The organism is Robinsoniella sp. RHS (assembly GCF_001029355.1).
Taxonomy (GTDB): domain Bacteria; phylum Bacillota; class Clostridia; order Lachnospirales; family Lachnospiraceae; genus Robinsoniella; species Robinsoniella peoriensis.
In genome coordinates, this window is the sequence record NZ_JNGB01000025.1 from 48,619 (window position 1) to 70,629 (window position 22,011).

Annotated in this window: 15 protein-coding genes; all 15 read right to left on the minus strand. The window is 41.9% G+C overall.

Features of this window, described 5'->3' with window-relative positions; translation table 11 throughout:
• Positions 1 to 225: 225 nt before the first annotated feature.
• Complete coding sequence (locus RHS_RS13495) at positions 226 to 1,824, minus strand: amidohydrolase (protein ID WP_047833489.1); 1,599 nt, start codon at positions 1,822 to 1,824, stop codon at positions 226 to 228.
• A 186-nt stretch (positions 1,825 to 2,010) separates the two neighbouring features.
• Positions 2,011 to 2,931: a tocopherol cyclase family protein gene (locus tag RHS_RS13500; RefSeq protein WP_047833490.1), complete on the minus strand. Its 921-nt coding sequence runs from the start codon at positions 2,929 to 2,931 to the stop codon at positions 2,011 to 2,013.
• Between the two features lie 19 nt (positions 2,932 to 2,950).
• Entirely contained in the window at positions 2,951 to 4,393 is a 1,443-nt protein-coding gene (locus RHS_RS13505; RefSeq protein ID WP_027293548.1) for an FAD-dependent oxidoreductase, read from the minus strand.
• A 45-nt stretch (positions 4,394 to 4,438) separates the two neighbouring features.
• Positions 4,439 to 5,215: an RNA polymerase sporulation sigma factor SigG gene (sigG, locus tag RHS_RS13510; protein WP_027293547.1), complete on the minus strand. Its 777-nt coding sequence runs from the start codon at positions 5,213 to 5,215 to the stop codon at positions 4,439 to 4,441.
• A 129-nt stretch (positions 5,216 to 5,344) separates the two neighbouring features.
• Positions 5,345 to 7,780 carry a glycoside hydrolase family 2 protein gene (locus tag RHS_RS13515; protein ID WP_047833491.1) on the minus strand — a complete coding sequence of 812 codons (2,436 nt, stop codon included), beginning with the start codon at positions 7,778 to 7,780 and terminating at the stop codon, positions 5,345 to 5,347.
• Positions 7,781 to 7,973: 193 nt separating this feature from the next.
• On the minus strand, positions 7,974 to 9,479 hold the full coding sequence (locus tag RHS_RS13520) for an ABC transporter substrate-binding protein (protein ID WP_027293545.1): 1,506 nt from the start codon (positions 9,477 to 9,479) through the stop codon (positions 7,974 to 7,976).
• A gap of 74 nt (positions 9,480 to 9,553) precedes the next feature.
• Complete coding sequence (locus RHS_RS13525; RefSeq protein ID WP_027293544.1) at positions 9,554 to 10,513, minus strand: carbohydrate ABC transporter permease; 960 nt, start codon at positions 10,511 to 10,513, stop codon at positions 9,554 to 9,556.
• A 12-nt stretch (positions 10,514 to 10,525) separates the two neighbouring features.
• Entirely contained in the window at positions 10,526 to 11,470 is a 945-nt protein-coding gene (locus RHS_RS13530; RefSeq protein ID WP_047833492.1) for a sugar ABC transporter permease, read from the minus strand.
• Between the two features lie 141 nt (positions 11,471 to 11,611).
• Entirely contained in the window at positions 11,612 to 13,141 is a 1,530-nt protein-coding gene (locus RHS_RS13535) for a response regulator (protein WP_242849078.1), read from the minus strand.
• Positions 13,116 to 14,855 carry a sensor histidine kinase gene (locus RHS_RS31005; protein WP_395022361.1) on the minus strand — a complete coding sequence of 580 codons (1,740 nt, stop codon included), beginning with the start codon at positions 14,853 to 14,855 and terminating at the stop codon, positions 13,116 to 13,118. The genes RHS_RS13535 and RHS_RS31005 overlap by 26 nt, the downstream gene beginning before the upstream one ends.
• 116 nt (positions 14,856 to 14,971) lie before the next feature.
• Entirely contained in the window at positions 14,972 to 15,652 is a 681-nt protein-coding gene (locus RHS_RS13545) for a hypothetical protein (protein WP_044293103.1), read from the minus strand.
• 53 nt (positions 15,653 to 15,705) lie between these two features.
• Positions 15,706 to 18,840, minus strand: a complete 3,135-nt coding sequence (locus tag RHS_RS13550; RefSeq protein WP_047833493.1) for an alpha-mannosidase — start codon at positions 18,838 to 18,840, stop codon at positions 15,706 to 15,708.
• Between the two features lie 128 nt (positions 18,841 to 18,968).
• Positions 18,969 to 20,294: a glycoside hydrolase family 125 protein gene (locus tag RHS_RS13555; RefSeq protein WP_044289290.1), complete on the minus strand. Its 1,326-nt coding sequence runs from the start codon at positions 20,292 to 20,294 to the stop codon at positions 18,969 to 18,971.
• Positions 20,295 to 20,487: 193 nt separating this feature from the next.
• Positions 20,488 to 21,228 carry an RNA polymerase sporulation sigma factor SigE gene (sigE, locus tag RHS_RS13560; protein ID WP_027293538.1) on the minus strand — a complete coding sequence of 247 codons (741 nt, stop codon included), beginning with the start codon at positions 21,226 to 21,228 and terminating at the stop codon, positions 20,488 to 20,490.
• 11 nt (positions 21,229 to 21,239) lie between these two features.
• A partial coding sequence (locus RHS_RS13565; RefSeq protein ID WP_395022364.1) for a sigma-E processing peptidase SpoIIGA occupies positions 21,240 to 22,011 on the minus strand: 772 nt, incomplete at its 5' end.

Below are 22,011 nucleotides of genomic sequence, written 5' to 3' on the forward strand. Positions count from 1 at the left end.
AATAAACTATTCGTTAAGGCGGTGATAATTTATCTGTTTTCTATATTAAAAATGCATTTAAATTCTCGATTTACCATTAAGATTGTATTAAGATAAAGTGGTAAAATGCTAACTTGTCAAACCTTTCTGTTTTTCCTCATATATTCATTATTTCCTGGAAATTTAAATGAATGCAAATCTCTTACTTTTATCCGATATTTCTTCCTATTTATATAGAATTTAATTTTAAATTTTGCGTTTTCTTCCTGCCATCATCCGGATGAGCTCCCCAATCGTTCCCTTTTTTTCTTTACACTTTATTCCATCCAGATAGAGGCACTGTATTTCAGCTTGTGCTATATTGGTTTTATCCATCTTTAACAGATCTTTATCGGATACCATAAAGTTTGCCCGCTTTCCCACTTCAAGTGTACCCAGCTCCTTTTCCTCACCCAGCATCTTCGCCGGATTCCTGGTATAGGTACAGAGCGCCTGATACATGGTCAGTGATTGTTCCGGTATATAAAAATCGATCATTCCAAGCATCTGGTTAAAAGGATTGATGCCTTGTACCGGAGCATCGCTGGATCCGCAGATACATACCTGATGATCCATCAGTGTACGCAAAGGAATCTGCTGACTGATCATATGCTCCGGCAGAGACTGCTCATAACTTTTCAGATAATTTTTATCAATCCATGAAAAGCCCGGCTGCACGGCCAATGCCAGGTTCTTCTCCATAACCCGTTCTACGGCTCCTTTATCCGGAAATTCAAAATGATCTATGCGATGCATTCTAGCCGGGCAAAAGCGGTCATATCCGTCTAACAGAACGTCTATTGCCTTCTCTCCTATTGCATGGCTGCTGATTTGATATCCTGCCTCATCCGCTTCTTTTAATTTATCCGCAATTACTTCTGATGTGAAATAGCAGTCCACCAGCTCATTCGTATCTTTATAAGGACTGTAAAATGCTGCACTGCCAGATCCCACAGAACCATCCATTTCCCAGTCGCCGCATCCTCCTACCCTGGGCGTCCTCTGAAACTTTCGGTAATAACGGGCCTTTTTCAAATCCATAAATTGTGGAAAAAGGCGCACACCAATCTCCATATGAGATGCTATTTTTGCCAACCTTCTGGTTTGCTTGTCTTTATTTACATCTCCATTTCCATCCATAGCACAGACAATGCCAATTCCGTATTTTATACAGAGATTTGTAAAGCTTGCGATTCCTTTAGCCCATACTGCGGGTGTTACTGATTTTCCAATCAGCTCCATCACTTTGCCCTGTATAATTTCATGATCCCTGCCTGTCAGTATTCCGGTATGGTTCTCTTTATAAATATTCAGTTCTTTTAGCAATGCTGTTGACATACTGCTGCTATGCCCGTCTATATTGTAAATTACAATTTTTTTACCATTGGCCCATTCATCCAGCTCATGGCGGTTGGGAAGCCTTTTTTCCGGAATTGCTGAAGCAATATATTGATTTGCTGTAATGATATCCCTCCCGGTTCTCTCCCGGCATTCTTTCGTTATGAGCTTTGCTGCGTCTTCCAGCTTATCCGGATATATTCTGCCATCCTCAATTTTGCAGACCGAAAAACTATTTGCGCCCAGCACCATGGTATACATCAGGTGCAGATGTGCATCTATCATGGCCGGATAGACATGCCTGCCGTTTAAAGAAACTTCTTTCTCATATCCATAGGGCTTCTCATCGCCAAGATAACTGATTCTCCCATCGGTAACCCCCATATAGCGGTAACATTCCGTTTCCGCCCGGAGGGTATGGAAATATCCGTCTTTGTAGAGACATTGTGTTATTTTCATCATATTCATTTTGCACTCACCATCCAGACTGTTTATTCGTTCTTGCTGTCTTTCTATGTTCCCATTATACCTGCCTCATGAACTGACGTAAAGCTTGTTTTTCGGATGACGCAAAGAGGGGTTGATGACAAACGGAAAGGAGCCACTGCCTGCGCAATATGCGCAGGCAGTGGCCCGTTAGATATGTGACGATGATTATTCCTTCATTATTTCCAGGCTTGCCTGTGGACTGATCACATCAAAGATTAATTCGTCCCGTTTCCAAAAACGGTAATGCATTTCACAGGAGAGGCTCTCTTTCACTGCCCTGCCCATACTGCCGTTTACAGGTGCTTTCAGATCAGAGGGATTCTGTTTCAGGACTTCCGCATGAAACCAGTATTTTCCCTGTCGGATCAGTGCCTCCTTATCGTTAAAGATCAGTATCCGGACTCCGCGGTATGTTGCCAGCCGGTATTCCTTTCCGCCTTGCATGATGCAGCAGATACAACCGGTAAAGCTTCCTTTTAGCAAAGGTATTTTTGCCAGTGACAGCATCAGGTCACCGCCGGCACCTCCATTCCAGCTGCATTGGGTCCAGAGATATTCGCTTGGAAAGCTGCTGCCCCAATCTTTTTCTATATATCCGGTACCGCCTGCAAAATCATATCTGTGCCCATTTACTACTACCGTACCAGTCAGTTCATGATGCATACTCAGCACCCCATGATTGCACTGCATAAACGGTGCAAAGCGGAAAGGCCCCATAATGTCTTTCCGGGGTGCTTTCAGTTCTCCATATCTTATTTTTCCAATAACCCTTAAATCTTTTGTTTTAATATCCAGAATGATCCCTTTTTCGGAAAAGGTATTTTTTCCGATCCGGCAATAAAAATTCAGAGGACTGGCATAAAAATACTCCACCGGAAACTCTGTGTAGAAAGATTCATCATTGGTGATTACCTGTATGGATGCCGAACGGTTTCCTTCTTCATCAATGTGAAAAGCCGGAATAAAACTTAAGGACTCTTTCCCTGACTGGTGCTTCAGATACCATCCTTCAAAAAAACTTTTTTTCTTCTTCTCCCCATGGAAACTTTTCCTGGGTATGGTCAGATACTGCCGGACTTTTTTCATCTTTTTCCCCCTTTTTGTTTTATTCCGTGTTCAGATTTTCCTGTGCCGGGTTATCTATCAGATTTCCTTTATAATCAAACCGGGAACCATGGCAGGGACAATCCCAGGACAGTTCATCGGGATTCCATTCCAGTTGACAGCCCAGATGAGGACATCTGGTATCAACGATAAAGACTTCCCCTTCTGCATTTTTATAAACACCGGCTTTCTTCCCTTCATATTCTACGATACCGCCATGGGAAAGCGGAAGTTCCTCAATATTTTCTTTTGGGATTTTTAAATTCTCATACAGAATTCCTTTCGCTGCTTTATACCCATCCGTTACCACATTTTTAGCGGAAGCCGACAAATGGAATCGCTGGGGTGAGAATACTTCCATAAAAGGATTTTCCCGCTTCATGATCAAATCAGAAATCAGCATTGCGGAAACCATAGAAGAAGTCATTCCCCATTTCCCAAATCCTGTCGCTACATACCAGTCCGGAGTCTGGCTGGAATACTGTCCGATATAAGGAATCCCATCCAGCGTCATACAGTCCTGCGCCGACCAGGAAGCTGATACCCTGCTCCCAGGCCAGTATTTGGATGCTTCTTCCCACAATTTCTGATAACAGCCTCCCACTTTATTTTCTCCTGTGCGGTGCCCGCTGTCGCCAATCAATAGCAGATCTTCGTAATTGCGGTAAGAAAAACTGTTTTCTTTATCAATACCCAGATACATGCCGTCTAACTGCACAGCATTTTCAAGCGCCAGTACATAGCTTCGCTCCTGATGCATACGCATAAAATAGTATCCCGGTACATTGATAAAAGGATAATGAGTGGCAAATACAATCTGTTCCGCATGAATTACATAAGAGTCGGTAACGATCTCCTGCCCTTCCACACTTTTTACTTTTGTATTTTCATAAATCGTCAGTTCCTTAATCATCTTATCCAGAAATTCCAACGGATGAAACTGCGCCTGTCCATAAAACTTGGCTGCTCCTGCAACCGGGAAAGGCAGTTCTGTCTGAGTGGTGAATTCTGCGTGTATTCCTAATTTCTGAGCTGCCTTTACTTCTGCTTCCAGGCTATCAGATCTGGTTACGGAATAAAGATACGAAGGAAGCTCCTGAAAATGACAGGGGATCTGGTATTTGTCAATCAGGTTTTGATAAGCCTTGATAGCTTTCTGATTGGCAAGGGCATATTGTCTCGCCTTTTCGATACCACAATCGCGTATTAATTTATGGTAGATCAGGTTATGGGAGGATGAAATCTTTGCAGTTGTATTCTTCGTCTGTCCGCTGCCTACTCTGGACGCCTCAAATACAATGACTTTCTTGCCTTCCTGCTGTAGAAAATATGCAATTAAAATTCCCGCCATACCTCCACCAATTACAGCTACCTCTGTTTCCAGGTTATCCGCAAGGGATGGCATAGCTGTTACTTCTGCTGTTTTACTCCAAATTGATTCCATGTGCTCACCTTCATGCCTGATATTATGAGGATATTCCCCACTACGTTATCTTAAATAGTTCTTCATGCTCTTTAACGCATTTTTTTCCAGTCGGCTAACCTGTGCCTGGGATATATTAATTTCATTTGCTACTTCCATCTGTGTTTTCCCCTGGAAGAAACGCAGTTCAATAATATGGCGTTCCCGTTCGTTCAATCTTTTAATTGCTTCATTTAAAGAGATGGATTCCACCCAGTTCTCTTCTTTATTCTTCTTATCACTGATCTGGTCCATTACATAGAGGGTGTCTCCGCCTTCCGTATAAACCGGATCATAAAGGCTGACCGGACTCTGGATCGCATCCATAGCAAATACAATGTCTTCTTTTGCGATACCAATCTCGTCTGCGATCTCATTAATGGTAGGCTCTTTTAAATGCTTCTTCATATAGCCTTCTTTTGCATAAATCGCCTTGTAAGCCGTGTCCCTCAGTGACCTGCTTACCCTTATTGAATTATTATCCCTTAAGTATCTGCGGATCTCACCAATAATCATCGGAACCGCATAAGTAGAAAATTTTACATTTAAGGTCGAGTCAAAATTATCTATTGCCTTAATCAGACCGATACAGCCTATCTGAAACAAATCATCCGCATTTTCATTGCTGCTTGAAAAACGTTTAATTACACTTAATACCAACCTTAAGTTTCCTTTGATGTATAGTTCTCTTGCTTCTTCATCGCCCTCCTGAATCCGGGCAAAAAGTGCATCTTTTTCTTCATTGTTTAAAAGGGGAAGCTTTGATGTATTCACACCACAAATTTCTACTTTATTAAGAGCCATAACGTTCATCCTCCTATTAATTTGTTTAATAGAATGATTCACATTATGGCTCTCAAATATTCAAATATGAAAAAAATTATGTCAACTTTTAGCCCTTGACAAATTCCTTATGGGGGTGTTGTTTTTTCATCATCCAATGTCATAAACACTCCTGAGCCGCAGTTTATCCGGCTTTCCACTGATTATCTTTATCCGCTTCTCTCCTGCGTTCATATCAAAATAATTATCGGATAAAATAAGGTCCTCCTTCTGATTTAAAATCTCTACATTTTTTGCGTATGTTTTCGACTGAATAATGATCTCTCCATTTTCTACCCGGCACGTAAGCTGCGGATCCTGGTATTTAAAATATTTGGGAAGTGAAAAGATTACGGTTCCTTCTGATATAAGTTCTCCATTTTTCATCAACTGATAGCTGACATATTCTGTAAACATATCCACGTCCGGCAACTCTTCCTTATCCAGCCATACACTGGTCAATGCCGGAACCATAATTTCTCTGCTCTCTTCTCTTAATACCATGGCACCGGCATCTCTCAGCTGCCATTTTACTGTTACGTTCTCATCTTCCCTGGTTTCGTTTGCAACATTCAAATGAATCGATTTTTCAATATGGTAATGCTGGCGGTTCATATCTGCATCCTGTGTTAGAAGTCCTTCTTCCTCACAGGATATCATACACGGACTAAAAAATCGCTTTGCATAATAGTGAAGTGCTTTCCACCTCTGGCAGTAATCGATGGATGCCCAGGAAGCCACGGGCCAGCAGTCATTGAGCTGCCAGTAAATCGCTCCCATACAGCGCCCTCTGTTTCTCCTGAAATGCTCAACTCCATAACGGATCGCGTCTGCCTGAAGTAATTGGGACGCATAGATTACTGTCTCAAAACTGTAAGGATAGCAGTAGGTCTGCTGAAGATAATTCATAATCTTCCCGTTAGCGCCAAAATTTCTCTGATGCTTTTCCATCACATATGAAAAAATATTCATATCTCTTGGATCATCCGTTATCGTTTCTATCGTCTTAACACTTGGAAATGACTGAAAACCAAATTCCGAAGCATAACGGAAATAATGCCGGCGGTATTCAGAAAACGGCTTATTTCCGTGCCATACTTCCCAGAAATGTACATCGCCTCTGTTTGGATCATTTGGTTCATCAAAAGATCCGCCTGAGGAAGGACTTGCCGGCCAATAGAACGTATTCGGGTCATATTCTTTTAAAAGCTCCGGTATGATGCGTTCGTACATCAGAAAATAATCCCTTACTTCTGAGTGTCTGCTCACCCAATTGCCTTCTTTGACAAACAGTTCCATCTCATTGTTTCCGCACCACAGTCCCAGTGATGCATGATGCCGCAGACGCTTTATATTATCTGTAAATTCCTGACGGATATTCGCTTCAAACTCCGGAGTCAGATCATACACGGCACATGCAAACATAAAGTCCTGCCATACCACCAGCCCTAATTCATCACAGATATCATAAAACCAGTCCTCGGGATAGTATCCGCCGCCCCAGACACGTATAGCATTAAAATTTGCCGATTTGCACTGTTCCAGAAGATTTCTTGTAGTTTTGCTGTTCACTCTCCCAAGAAGATGGTCTTCCGGAATATAGTCCGCACCCATGGCAAAAATAGATATCCCGTTTACCTGGTGTGCAAAACAGGACCCCCATTGGTCTTTTTCAATATGCATGGTCATGGTTCTAAGCCCGATACGGCGTTTCCAGGAATCCGTCTCGGTTCCCCCAGTTTTCTGAATTACTTCCAGCTCATATAAATCCTGGGCGCCGTATCCGTTTGGCCACCAGAGCCTTGGCTCTTCAATAGTGATTTCATCCGGTGAATTCTCATAGTCCCAGCAATTGCCTTCGGGATCGGTCACCTTTACTTCATAGGTAGTGGAAACGCTGTCGCACTTATCTTCTTCCACCCGGATCTGAAGCCGTACTTTTCCATTCTCGTGTATCTGGGTAATATAAACACTGTCAATGCGGGCATGGTCTATTCCAATCAGCCTGACCGGTCTGAATATTCCCGCATCCGGAAGGTGTGCACCCCAGTCCCAGCCAAACATACAATGTGCCTTTCGAATATGAACAAATCCATCCATGGCATCTTCCGATCCCCGGGTAGGAGACTTTTCAAATGCTTCCCGGATATACTGCAGGGGAGAGTGCAGAACTACATGCAGCTCATTATCCTGCCCCGGGTTTAAAAGCTTCTTTACATCAAATTCCCAGATCCGGTGCATATTATAAGCCTGCCCCGCAAGTTCTCCATTTACATAGATGTCGGCAATCGTATCCAGCCCGTCAAACCGGAGTAATACCCTTTCTTTTTCATACACCACAGAATCCACCCGGAACATGGTACTGTACTCATAGTCAAATTCCATTCGCTTTAGCGCCTGATCCTCGTTGTCTTTCCAGAATGGATTTTCCATCTCCCCGTTTAAGAGCAAATCGGTGTAAACCGTTCCCGGTACAATCGCTGGCAGCCATTCCCCTTCCTCCAGCCTGCGCATTCTGAAGTTATCCTGTAACATCTGAGTAACCATAGATTTTCTCCTCCTGAATTTTATTTTGTAAACCCTGAAACCCTTTTATGTTCCTGTTAATACTTATATTATAAACCAAGTTTACTAATACCTCAATGATACTTTGTTTGAATTCAGGATAAATTCTAAAGCCCGCCATGATGAGAAAACCAGCTGTGCAGATGGAGGCTGTGTTTGGTGAGAGCAGATGGGGTCATTTTGCCGCCTTCCCCTTCCATTCATCAATCTGCTTTTGCATCTCATCAATTACCTTCTGTAATCCTGTCGCCTCCAGTTTTTTCTGCAGCTCCGGCAGATATTCGGAAGGTTCAACACTTCCGGTAAACAGGGACGGTCCGAATTCATCCAGAATATTCCGGAAACCTGCGATCTCGGTACTTACCGGTTCGGAATTAAAATCAAACCCAAAGGAAGGAGCATTAACAGCCTGATCGTTAAACTCTTTAAACGTACTCCATTTATCTGCCGGTTCCGTATCCTGCACGTAAGTATTGAACAAGCCCCCCTGTATCCAGTACGGAACGGAGTAATCTTTTCTTTTTTCCTCAATCAGCTTCACTTTAGTGTCATATACATATGGCTTTCCTTTCACGGCCTCTTTCTCTTCAGCCGATACCGGAACTTTTTCATAATGTACGCCTTCGATTCCATAGTTTAGAAGATTTCTCAAATATTCATCCGTGTTTACCAGATTTAAAAACGCCACCGCTTTCTCTGGGTTTTTGCAGTTCTTTGATATTGCAGTCAGGGAACCTCTGGCTGAAGCATTGGTTACCTGCATATCCATAATGGGAGAGATTGCCACTTCGTATCCAAGGTCTTTTCCCCAGACGACATCTGCATAGGGCTGTCCATCCCCTTTTGTCACAAACCGTTTCACCGATTTGTCATCCGTTGCGGTTGCCGCATCTTTATTGATATATCCAGCCAGATAATACCTTCTTATGGTATTCAGGGTATTTTTCATCTGGTCCGTTTCAAACAGGTTTTTCACCGTCAATGATTCATCCCCATATTCGATTCCTACGGGATCCTGTATTTTATCCATATAGGTTGGCGCAGTAAAGCTCTTAATCAGATATAAGGGCACTACGTCCGGTTCTTTTTCTTTGATCAGCTGCAGCCATGGTTCCAGATCTTCTAATGTGTGGATGTCCGAAACCGGAATATCATATTTATCCACATATTCTTTGGTAAATACCCACATTGGATAACTGCCGATCTCCTTTTCATTTGGTACCCCATAGGTCACGCCTCCGATCTTCGCCGCATCCCAGAAACGCTTGTCAATTTTCTCATACATTTCCTTTCCTTCTTTTTGAAGGTAATCGTCAAGAGGCAGGAATGCTCCTTTTTGAGCCATCTGTAAGTAATCATTTGCCCAGGAACTTGTAAATGCCAAGTCCCAGTTATCCCCGGTATTAATTACCACCTGCATCTTCTGATTATAATCACCCCAGCCGATATTATTAATTTTGATCTCCACTCCTATTTTTTCTCTTGTATACTCATTGATTTTTTCCAGAACCTGAGGGGTATCTTTCTGCGCATCACCATCCTGATACCAAATAAGTGTTACCACCTCTTCCCCATCTGTCCCCTTTGCCGTCTCCTTACTTCCGCATCCAGATGCCATTCCCAGAATCAGTGCACCTGCAGTGATGAGTGCTGCTGCTTTTTTTATTTTATTAAATTTCATAATCCGTTCCCTTTCTTCATTTCCACAACTATTGCGGTTACTTTTTTAATAGATGCATAGATTCTCTTTCTCACCTATTCTTTTACTGCTCCAATCGTTAACCCATTGATAAAATACCTTTGGAAAAATGGATATGCAAAGACAATTGGCAAAGTGGAGATTACCACTATCGCCATCTTAATAGTCTCTTTTGGCAGATTAGCCGCAGCCTGTATCCCATCAACGCCCATCATGGATTTATTGCTTGCCAGCCAGTCAATGGAATTTTCTATCTGTATTAGCAGGTATTGCAGCGGCAAAATTTCTTTTCCGTCCAGATACATCATGGCGCAAAACCAGTCATTCCAGTATGCAAGCGTAAGAAATAAACCTATCGTGGCAAGCCCCGGCAATGCCATTGGAATTACAATTTTAAAGAAAAGTTTCCATTCGGATGCGCCGTCTATTTTCGCTGATTCTACGACTGCATCCGGAATACTGGTTTTGAAAAAGGTCCGAAGCACAATTACATTAAAGGTGTTCAGGCATAGTGGTAAAATCAATGCCCAGACCGTATCCTTCAGCATGAGGAATTTGGAAACTACTAAATAATTTGCAACCATACCTCCGCTAAATAACATTGGCACTGTAATTACCAAAGTAAATAACTTTCGGTAGGCATAGGTTTTTCTGGAAAGGGCATATGCGTATGTACCTGTCAGCAAGAGTCCAATGACCGTTCCGGTAACAGTAACAAAAATGGTAACTCCATAGCTGCGAATTATATTATCTCCGGCATTGATAATGTACTGGTATGCGTAAAAGCTCAGTTTTTCAGGAAAGAACTGATAGCCATTCACAGCCAGGATTTTTTCATCCGTAAATGAAATGATCATAACAAAAATAAATGGGATCACACAAAACAACGAAAGTGCACTTAAAATAATGTTAAAAATCACATTGGTCGGTTTTTTTACCTTGTTATATTTACACTGTTCTGCTTCTATTTTCTGTAGCTTTTTCTCAAGTTTTGCTTCTTTATATCCGGCAAACATTCTATTCCCTCCTTAAAATAGTGCATTATCGCTGTCCACTTTGGATACGATTTTATTAGCAGCCATAATCAATACAAATCCTACCGTTGACTGGAACAATGCTGCTGCCGAACTCATCCCGATCTCTCCATTGGCACGCAATGCCCTGAAGATATAGGTATCCAGAACATTCGTCACATCGAACAACGCACCAGAATTTTTAGGCAGCTGGTAGAAAAGACCGAAGTCTGCATTGAATATTTTTCCAATTGACATGATCAGTAAAATAGTTATGACCGGTTTCAGAAGTGGTAAAGTAATGAATTTGATCTGCTGCCACTTTGTTGCCCCATCCAGGACTGAAGCCTCATAATATGTTTTATCAATTCCGCAGATAGAGGCAAGATAAACCACCGTATTATAACCGATTCCCTTCCACTGGCTCATCAGGATAATCAGAAATGGCCACCAGGATTTTTCTGTATACCAGGAAATCCCCTCTTTTCCATATTGCTGCAGAACATTATTGACAAAACCTTTTTCCGGGTTTAAGAATGCGAATAGACAGTAACTAACCACAACCCAGGATAAAAAATATGGCAGAAACATAGCGCTTTGATAAATCTTTGCCATGCCTTTGTTCCGGATCTCATTGAGCAGCAGGGCAACCAGAACCGGAAGCGCCACTCCCAGTATGATGAATACCAGATTATACAAGACTGTATTTAAGAATACTCTGGCTGCATCCCCGCTTGCGAACAGGAATTTGAAATTGTCAAATCCAACCCATTCACTCTCAATCAGACTTTTGAAAAATCCGCCGTTGTCTGCTATCCGGAATTTTTTAAAAGCAACTAAAATTCCAAACAGCGGCAGATAGGTAAACAACAGGAACCATATGCCGCCCGGCAGACTTAAAAACAACAGCTCTTTATTCGCCTTTAAACGGCTTAAAAATTTTCCATTTTTGTTTCCCATTTTATTCCCTCCCTTGTTATTTGATACATTTACTATATCATGTAACAAAATTGGAATATAGTTGAAAACTTTTAGGTTTCTTGTACATTTTCTAGCTGGACAAACAGCAAGTAAAAAAATATGGCGCAGTGGTCTGCCCTGTTAATATTTTTTCATTTCCCGCAGTGTGGCAGGTGACACCCCATAACACTGCTTGAATTTTCGATAGAAGTAACTGGTATCCGGATACCCTACTTCCTTTGCAATATCATTAATGCGCATGTTGGTACTTAGAATCAGTTCTTTCGCCCTGCTGTTTTTTGTATTGCTCAAGTACTGCGCGAATGAACACCCCACCTCTTTTTGAAAAATCTGCCCCAGATAGGATGTATTCATGTGATATTTATGGGCGAGGGTCTTCAGGTTCATATCTTCCCTGTAGTTTTCCCTGACTTCTGCAAGAATCTGCTTGATCACAGGCGTATAATATGATTCTTCTGTGTGCAGGCTGTCAATCATATTTATAATTTCTTCGCGAAAGACGGTCTTCACGGAAATGATATCCTCTGCCTGATTAATTTCTTCAATTATATGATATAAGCGATGCTTTCCGCCGCTGTCCAGTAGTTTGTATTCTTCCCGTATATCCTGAATGATACCGGCTATTCTCAGGCACATTTGTAATAGTACGTCTACCTCCATATCCCTGTTTACATGATTTATAAACAATTCCTCCAGATAACTGAGTGCACTCGCTTTATCTTTTTGGATGATCAGCCGCTGAAACCGTTCTGCATCTACGGAAATATCCATAGATTTCCTGTTATTGATATACTCCTGATCAACACAGCTTCCATATCCATCAATAACCAGATATTTCTGATTGGAAAGCGCTTCCCGGTACGCCCGGGGCATTTCCGTAAATTCCATAAAAGGAGAACTGATGCTGGTAAAAATGTGAATGCCAAATCTCTTCTCAATCTGGTTCTGCATATCCGTCAGATATCTTCTGACTTCTCTTGCTCTATCTGACTGGCTGGATAAAGTCAGAAGAATGCTGTCAGGCGGTAAATGATATACGCGTATTTCTTCTTCTGTCACTATTTGCCCAAGCCAGCTCATTACATCGGTAATCTTAAACTCACCCAGGCTGTCCAGCTTAAGTTTCATTACCGCCGCATATGTATAGGGTTTCGTGGCGGATAAGCCGGTTTGCGTCATATAATGTACCTGTTCATCGTAATTCATTTTACCGTTTAAGAATCGCATAAAATCTGTCTTACCATCAATCTGCGCCATATCTGCCTCTTCTCTTTCCTTAAGCCTCGCTGCTGCAGACTGCAGAGATTTTTCCAGCTGCTCTTCATCTATGGGCTTTAAAATATAGTTTTCTACTTCAAGGTGAATTGCTGCCCTGGCATATTCAAATTCATCGTATCCCGTAAGAATAATAAAGCGGACCCTTTTACTTTTCTCCCTCAGCCGCTCCATCAGATCAAGTCCATTCATTCTCGGCATGGAGATATCGGATACCACAATATCCACTTCCTCTTTTTCCCAGCAGGCAAGTGCATCAATACCATCATGAGCCATATGGACAATGGTCATTTCCAAAGCTTCCCAGTCTATTATATTTTTGATTCCCTGCAGAATAAATTCTTCATCTTCAACTAACATTACTTTTTTCATCATAACCTGCTCCTTTTAATGGAAAACGTAAATTTACCCGCAGACCGGCTGGCTGGTTTGCCTCTAAAAGAACCCCATAACCCTTACCATATGCCGCCCGCATGCGAAGATTTACATTTTGTATTCCGATTGAACCCTTTGACTCTTCACAAAGACAATTTAATTCCCTGTTTTTATCTGTAATTGCCTCATCCTTCATGCCATATCCGTTATCCGAGACCACAATCAGCATATCATCGCTATCCTCTTTTATTTCAATACAGATCCGGTTGTCACTATCCTCCAGGCGGATACCATGTACCAGGTAATTTTCGATCACAGGCTGAATGATAAATTTAATGACCGGTATATTCACAAATGCTTCCGGACAGTCAATCTCAAACTGGAACTTATTCTGATATCGGAATTCAAATAATTCCAGATACTTTTTACAGTAATGAAGTTCCTTTGCCAGCGTGATAATATCGGTATCTTTAATCTGACTGCGGAATATGACGGCAAGACCGTAGAGCATCTTCCCCACCTCCCTGTCGCCGTTGCATATGGCCTTCATACGGATGGACTCCAACGTATTGTATAGAAAATGAGGATTGATCTGACTTTGCAATGCCGCCATCTCCGCATTCTTCTGCTCAATCTGTGCCAGATAACTCTTTTGAATGTAATGGTTCAGTTCCACACACATTTCATTGAAATGCTCTGCAATTACATCCAGTTCATCTTTTTCCTCATCTACTTTCAGCCGGACATCCAGATCTCCTTTAGTAACCCGTTCCATTCCATCTAATATCCCATCCAGTCTGCCGGTCAGCTTGATCAGATAAAAATGGATAAACACAATACCAAGGGTAACAATAGACAGCCCGATTAGAATAATGGTAGCCCACAGCCCCGCCGGCATTACATCCGCCCGGGACTTTCCGATGGAGGCAGCTACATGGAAATCTTTGACCTGGCGGTAGTTGACAAAGGCTTTCAGCTCTTCTTCCATCTGCCTGGTATCCTCCAACAACAGCATTTTCTTTGCATCACCCCTGCCGCTGGAATCGAACACAAGATTTCCAAAACTGCTGTAAACCAACAGATCACACCGCTCAAAATATTCCCATGCATCGGCAAGCCCTGCATTTTGAAAGAAGACAATCATGCATCCGATATTCTCCAGTGTCACCGGATCACGGATTTCTTTTAAAAATTCATACTGCAGGGGCTGTTCCATTCGTTTTTCATCTAACTGATTCCTTAAATACCCTGACACTTCCCGGCGTGAGACTTTGCCATCCGGGGTATATACGGTCAGTTCTTCTTTTGGGTAGCTGACGAAGCGAATGCTTTTGATCTGCGGGCTTTCTTCCATGGCATTAAATGCAAAATCATCAATCCCGTTATAGCTGGCAGATGAAGAAGCCGAGAATGCATCCAGCCTGTGTTTTAAATAAGCAGTAGTATCTTCCGTAAGATAAGATATCACATCCCGGAGTTCTGTATTGGATTTATACAAATCCGCCAGCATATTATCTGCTTTATCCGAAGAACGCAGAATTTCCCGCGAAGCATCCTCCCCCACTTTCTGCATGTATTTCAAACTCTTTTCCTGTATCTGTCCTTTGGTATTTATAATAAAATAAACGACCAGTGCTGCTGCTATGCCCACACTGATCAGTGTATATGTACGGAATAATTTCCGGTAAAGCTGCTTTGGTGTTTTCTTATTCATATTTCACATCACCCCCATAATTATTATATAATATACAGCAAAAAAAGGAGTATAGAAGACCTGAACGCACTTCTATACTCCTTAATACACAGGCAGCTGCCCGCGAAAGGGACGCTTTAGGCTTTACCGTATTTTTCTTTCATTTCCGATATAATCCGCCGGTTCATAAAAGCAACCAGAAATCCGTAGAAACTGCCCATAAATAAAACCGTTGTACCCGGGGACAGTTCAAAAGCCAAAAGTATGATACCGAAAGCCGCCAGATTGCCGATGGCAGCCACTGGCTTGCCCAATGTATAAGCCAGTGCCAGTTTGCACACATCCGGGGAGGTTAATTCAGTATTTACCGTCAGAAAATACAGATTTGGCGTTAACAGCAATACAACAAGAAACAACAGCATAAATAAAACCGCCAGTAAAAACACCGGAACTATTCTGGTGAAAAAATTCAGGTTGGTCCATATCATAAAGATGGCTGTTAACTGAAGAGCCCCTGATTTTACTGCCTTTTTAAAGTATTTTTCATATCCTTTCCGATAATCTCTGACTGCACCGGCTTCGATTCCGGATACGAATCTGCCCATGGAATAGAGTACCGCTGAAAATGCAGGTGCTGCCGGAAGGAGGCACAAAAGAAATAGCGGCAGAAAAGTTCCGGCACGGCTGATACCTACAAATAGTAAAAATAACAAAACCGGCAGATTACATATGATAAACAGAAAATTTATTCCCAGGAAATAATATATCCTGCTAAAAAAATTCATAATCCGCTCCCAGTTAAAAATATCATGCTGCATTTCTATTCCTCCTTTTACCGGCATGCCTTAGTTAGAGCGTGTCTGAAAAAACTCTAACATTTAAATAGAATTGTTTTAATTTCAAATGGCTTTAACATCATGGAGATTTCGGTTTCACTGCAAAAATCTTGAATCGGTCGTTCTCTCAGATCTCCTTCAGCCCAAGCGGTAAACTGGAATCCAGGCTTTATAGCTGCCTGGCATCTGGAACCAGCGAATTCATGGAAACGCACCACCAGGTAATTGCCGTCTTCCGATTTCTTAATGGCATCTGCCTCCACATGGTCACAGTCAAATACAAGGAAACTCTCATAGGGAAGTTTTGCCGTACCTTTTCTTAACTCTAACGGACGGTTTAACCGGTGGGCTTCCTGAATCACCCTGCCATTTATACAATCACCCCTATGAGGCAGAAGTGCATAAGTAAATTCATGCAACCCCTGATCCTGTAGATGATCCGGATGGGTAGCCGCCTTAAGCAGCGTGATTCTTAAAATATTATCCTTTACATCGTAACCGTATTTACAGTCATTTAATAGCGCAACCCCATAATCATGTTCTGATAAATCTGCAAATCTGTGAGCAACTGTTTCAAATCTAGCCTGATCCCAGCTGGTGTTCCAATGGTTCGGGCGCTTCACGTTCCCGTACTGCACATCGTATGTGGCATAAGTCGTTCGAATATCCACAGGGAATGCTGCTTTTAACAGCTGATGATTCTCATGGTAATCCACCTTTGTCCGAAAATCTATCCTGCGGTTATCCTCATACAAAATAATATCCTGTTCAACCGTAGAATTCATATACTTCCATTCCAGATGGACTACTGTCATAAGGGGACCGGAAACCACAATCTGGAATTTCTGAAGATCTGTAATTTCTTTCATCTTCTGCTGATAGAAAATATCAATATCCCAGGCATCATTCCCAAGAGGTTTGTCTTCAAACATCTGCAATACATTGCCCTTTGTTCCCTCTGCAAGCACTTCCCGCTTTGCATCCTTGTCATAAAGCCTGCTGATCTGCCCATGATCGTTAAAATCAATAATATAATATTTTGTTTCGATACTTTTTCCTTCTATATAAAAGGAATCATTTTCCAGTCCGGAATTATCCGCCCCGCCGGATTCTTTGACACACCTGATCTGTGCAAATCCCATCGCCGGAATTTCTCCTGTCTGGACATATGTTCCTTCCGTTCCGGTTTGCATTTTCAGGTTGTTTCCACTCTGATCCATGCAGCGGAGTATTCCCGTCTCAGGTATTTCTATAATGCCATCCAGCTTCCAGGATGCATGATTGAGAACCGTATAGGTATCTTCTGATTCATCCAGTATAATTCCATATGCTTCTTTTTCTACTTCCCTTGCAATGTCTCTCGCTTTTTCATAGTCCACTTTGGAATCTTCATATACCTCATGGATAGAAGAACCGGGTATGATATCATGGAACTGGTTTGTCAAAAGGATTTTCCAACCTTCTGTCAGGGCTTCCTGATTCGCTTTTTTCAGATCTCCCTGGGAAAGTGCTGCCATGGCTGTCAGCCACTCCGTATTACCATACAGGTATTCCATTTTCCGGTTCATGCGCTTATTATAACCCTGGCTGGTATAAGTTCCCCTATGATACTCCAGATATAATTCTCCATCCCAGGTATGGACATATTGATCAGTATTCTTTACCGTATCCTTAAGGTCTCTAAAGTAAGCGCCTGCAGTGGAGGTCTTAAGCGCCGGAAGTCCCGGTATCTTATCGATCCGTCTTCTCTGCTCCAGCATATCCCTGTTCACACCGCCTCCCCCGTCTCCATATCCATAGGAAATGAGAAGTTCTTTGTTCATATCTTTTTCACTGTAAGCATCCCATACTCCTTTTACCGTCTTCGCCGTAAGCTGCCCGTTATAAGTGTAGAACCAGGATCCCGGTGTACTCCACGGATCCGGTGTAGTTATGAAATGGGTAAGGATTTCGCTTCCGTCTATGCCCTTCCATTTGAACGTATCATGGGGCATGCGGTTGTACTGGTTCCAGCTGATCTTGGTTGTCATGAACATATCTATACCGGATTTTTTTAAGATCTGGGGCAGCGCCCAGGAATACCCGAATACATCGGGAAGCCAGAGGTACTCCACCTCTTTATCAAATTCATCTTTTATAAATTTACTGCCAATTAATATCTGTCTTGTGAGAGATTCACCGCTTGTAATGTTACAATCGGCTTCTACCCACATGCCTCCGTCCACTTCCCATTGACCGGATTTTACTTTCTCTTTGATCTTTTCAAATATTTGCGGAAAATCATTTTTTATGTATTCATATAACTGAGGCTGGGTCTGCAGGAAGACATATTCAGGATATTGTTCCATCAGACGCAGAACCGTAGAAAATGACCTGGAACACTTTTCTCTGGTGTGTTTCAAACGCCACAGCCATGCGACATCTATATGTGTATGCCCAACGCATTTTACCAGTATCCGGGCATCCTTACCCATGCTTTCGATCTTTTCGTTTATCTTTTCATCTGCCAAATGAACAGATTCATAAAAGCTGCTGCTTCCCGGATAGGACCAGTCTATACATTCCAGCGCACTGTCCAGTGCTGTGCGCAGCTGATGTTTTACCGGGTCATCATCATGCAGATTTTTAACAGCATCTATTATCATAGATGACAAATAGTAGAGGTCATCCGTTTTTTCATCCAGCCAGGCAAGGTCAGCCTGATTGATTCTATGCTCCTGGGGAACAGGTGCTCCGCCGCCTTCCAGGCCCGACCACAGACGAAATGTCAGATCCAGACTGCGTCCCAGATGCTTTTCCTCAAAAAACACTTCTTTATGGTTAACGTCTACCCCCTGGTATGGTGTTTTATCCACATACAGCAGTGACTCAAATCCCGAATTATTACCGGCTCCGGTATTACCATAATCAAATATACCCAATACCTTTTTTCCCTTCCATTCTTCCGGAATTGTGATATCTTTATGAAGCCACAGATATCTGTCTCTTCCCTCCCAGGTATCATTTACCTGCATGCTGTCCCATCCATCGTAATCAGCCGGTACCTCAGGATTCACAGTTCCCTGACGGTCCTCACTTACCAGAAAATCACCCAGATGCATTACTTCACGATAACGGTATCCCTTCAGTTGCTGGGTTCTCGCTTCTAATTTATTATCCGTTAAAAACATGGTATCCTCCTGTGCTAATCATTTATTTTTAGATATATAATTTTAATTTATTTCATATCACTTATATCATCGTACTATAACCAGACTGTATCTGCAATTTGCAGGATTCTATATTTAATGTACAAATTTTACTTATTTACATGGTAACCACAATATTCCAGTACCAGTTCACTAAACATAGCATTCGCCCATGAAAACCACTCCCTGGTATATTTAGTGGGATCATCCACATCGAAGCCTTCATGCATCAGTGCTTTTCCTCCATCGGTACTTTTCAGCACTTCCAGAATTTTTCGTTTTTCTTCCTGGGTGTCGCTGGTCAGTCCCTGCATAGCCAGGGAAATATGCCAGATGTAGCGCACTGGTGTATGGGGGCTTCCTATTCCCCTGGCAGCTTTTCCTTCATAATAAAAGGGGTTCCCATCACTCAAAATAAATGCTCTGGTATTTTTTGCAACCTCATCACCAGGCCTTCCCGGAAGGCTTTTTCCCTGGTATCCCAGATATGACATCGCTAACAGGCTTGGTACATTGGCATCGTCCATCAGATTAAACTGTCCATATCCATCCACCTCATATGCATATATTTCTCCAAACCCATCTCTTCTGGTAATGCCATATGTCTCAATTCCTTCTCTTATCTCCTCTTTCAGTTTTCCTGATGCTTCTTTTAATTCCTGATCCTTTAATATTAACTCTGCAATTTCTTCCAGATATCCCAGGACAACTACTGCGAACATATTGGAGGGAACCAGGTAACCGTATGTGCAGGCATCATCACTTGGACGAAAACCTGACCATGTCATACCGATTCCGGAACGAACCAAAGCACCTTTCCCATCTCTGGATAACGTATCCGTGAAAGTACAGTTTTTCCGGATAAAACGGTATTCAGACTTTTCTTCATGATATTGCTCTCTTTTGAAAACCTCCAGTATCTTTCTGGCTCCTTTTGCAAAAGTATCATTAAAATGTGCCGTCCGTCCGGTATTTTTCCAAAACAGATAGGAAAACTGAAGCGGGAAGCAAAGAGAATCCACCTCATATTTTCGTTCCCATATCCATGGTCCCATATCCGTTTCATCCTTTTCCCAGCAGTGTCCATTTGCAGCCTCATTAAATGCATTCGCATAGGGGTCAATTCCGATACACTGAAACTGCCGTTCAATCAATCCCTGCAGCGTATCTGCTATTTCACTGTCTCTGCCTGCCAAAATCAAATAGGGACGGAGCTGACACACCGAATCCCGAAGCCACATTGCGGGAATATCTCCGGTAATCACATAAGTTGTCCCATCTTCCATTTTTTTCACCGTGGTATCCAGTGTGTTTGTAAAGCAGTTGCGAAACATGTCAAACAAGTCTTCATCTTTTAATTTTTCCCGGACATCTTTCAGCAGGCATTCCATAGACTCCGGCAGATTCTTTGATTCATTTCCTACAATAACACCCATAATATTACCCCTTTTCTTCTTAAATAGTAAACTCACTTTACAAGTTGTTAGCACTATATTATCATTGCTTGCGACTAATTACAACTGAAAAATTATTAATATTCCAGATAAAAAATAACAGCGGAAGCAATCAGTCCACACAGGATAAAATCCCTGCCGGCTCACTACTTCCGCTGTTTGTTTTATATTGGAATTACTCAAACCTCACAATTTCTTTTTTCAGTCTCTTTATAATCTTCTTCTCCAGTCTGGAGATATAAGACTGGGAAATACCAAGCAGATCTGCCACTTCTTTTTGTGTTTTTTCTTCCCCGTCTCTTGTATTAATACCGAATCTCAACTGCACGATTGTTTTTTCTCTATCTGAAAGTTTTTCAATTGCTTTTCCCAGCAATTTCCGTTCAACTTCATTTTCCATGTCTTTATATATTACATCTTCGTCCGTTCCCAGGATGTCGGATAATAATAATTCATTTCCATCCCAATCCACATTCAGCGGTTCATCGAATGACACTTCCATCTTTGTTTTATTATTTCTTCTCAGATACATTAAGATTTCGTTTTCTATACATCTTGAAGCATAAGTTGCCAGTTTGATATTTTTCTCCGGATTAAAGGTATTAATTGCCTTAATTAAACCAATGGTTCCTATTGATATTAAATCCTCTACTCCGACACCTGTATTGTCGAATTTTTTTGCTATGTATACTACTAATCTTAAGTTGTGTTCGATTAATAACGATTTCGCATCGCTATCGTATTCCGTTCCCAGGTCACTGATTACCTCAGCCTCTTTTCCCGGCTCTAAAGGTGCCGGAAGCACTTCACTGCCGCCAATATAATGAATATCATTTGGCCTTTTCAAAATAAGGTTGGGAAGCGATGATACAACGCGAAACTGAAAACGATGTGGCATTGAAACTTTTATAACCATTTTTATTCCTCCTAATCTTCTAACATTGAAGGGTTTAATATCATCTGATATTTTCCCTTCGCACTAACGGACTCTTTTGTGACTGCTGCAACAGCTCCTTTAATAAGCTGCGACGCCCCAGACCTTCGTATGCTGATATAATCTAATCGTATTCCCGGCAGCAAACCATTTTTTTCTCCAATAGAATGATACGGGATATAACAAATTTTCTCTGTTAACGCTTCTGCAGTTTGAAATTGGTACATCTGGAGTATCTGATTTTTTACTTCCTCTTCCAACATATCACTGATGGCATCAAAATCAATGATATTTACCGGCTTTCCGGTAACCGGCTGTTTTAACTGATTTCCGGTATCGCACAACCCCATTACATGTTTGTTCTTACCATTCAGATTAATTACAACCTCGTAAAGATATTCTGTTTTTTGTTTGTATCTCTGATAGCAGCTTAAAATACATCGCAAGGTAAGAAAACTTATTACTCCCAGAAGAAGACCACTGGAAGCAATTTGCCCCAGTAACATCTCCCAGATGCCTCCCAGAACAAAAGCTGATAAATACAGAATTATCGTACCCCGTATTAAATGGTCTCTGTCCTTTATCCTGCACCCTATTTTAACCATAAGCACACTCAGAATGCCAAATCCGCAAATGTTATAAACGAATGTATTTTGAACGGGCAATATGATAAGAATACACATCCCTGCTGCCCCAAGCACACTGGCTGAAAATATCCTCCACCAGTTTGTCTGACATTTCAGTGAACGGCGTACCAGTGTAAGC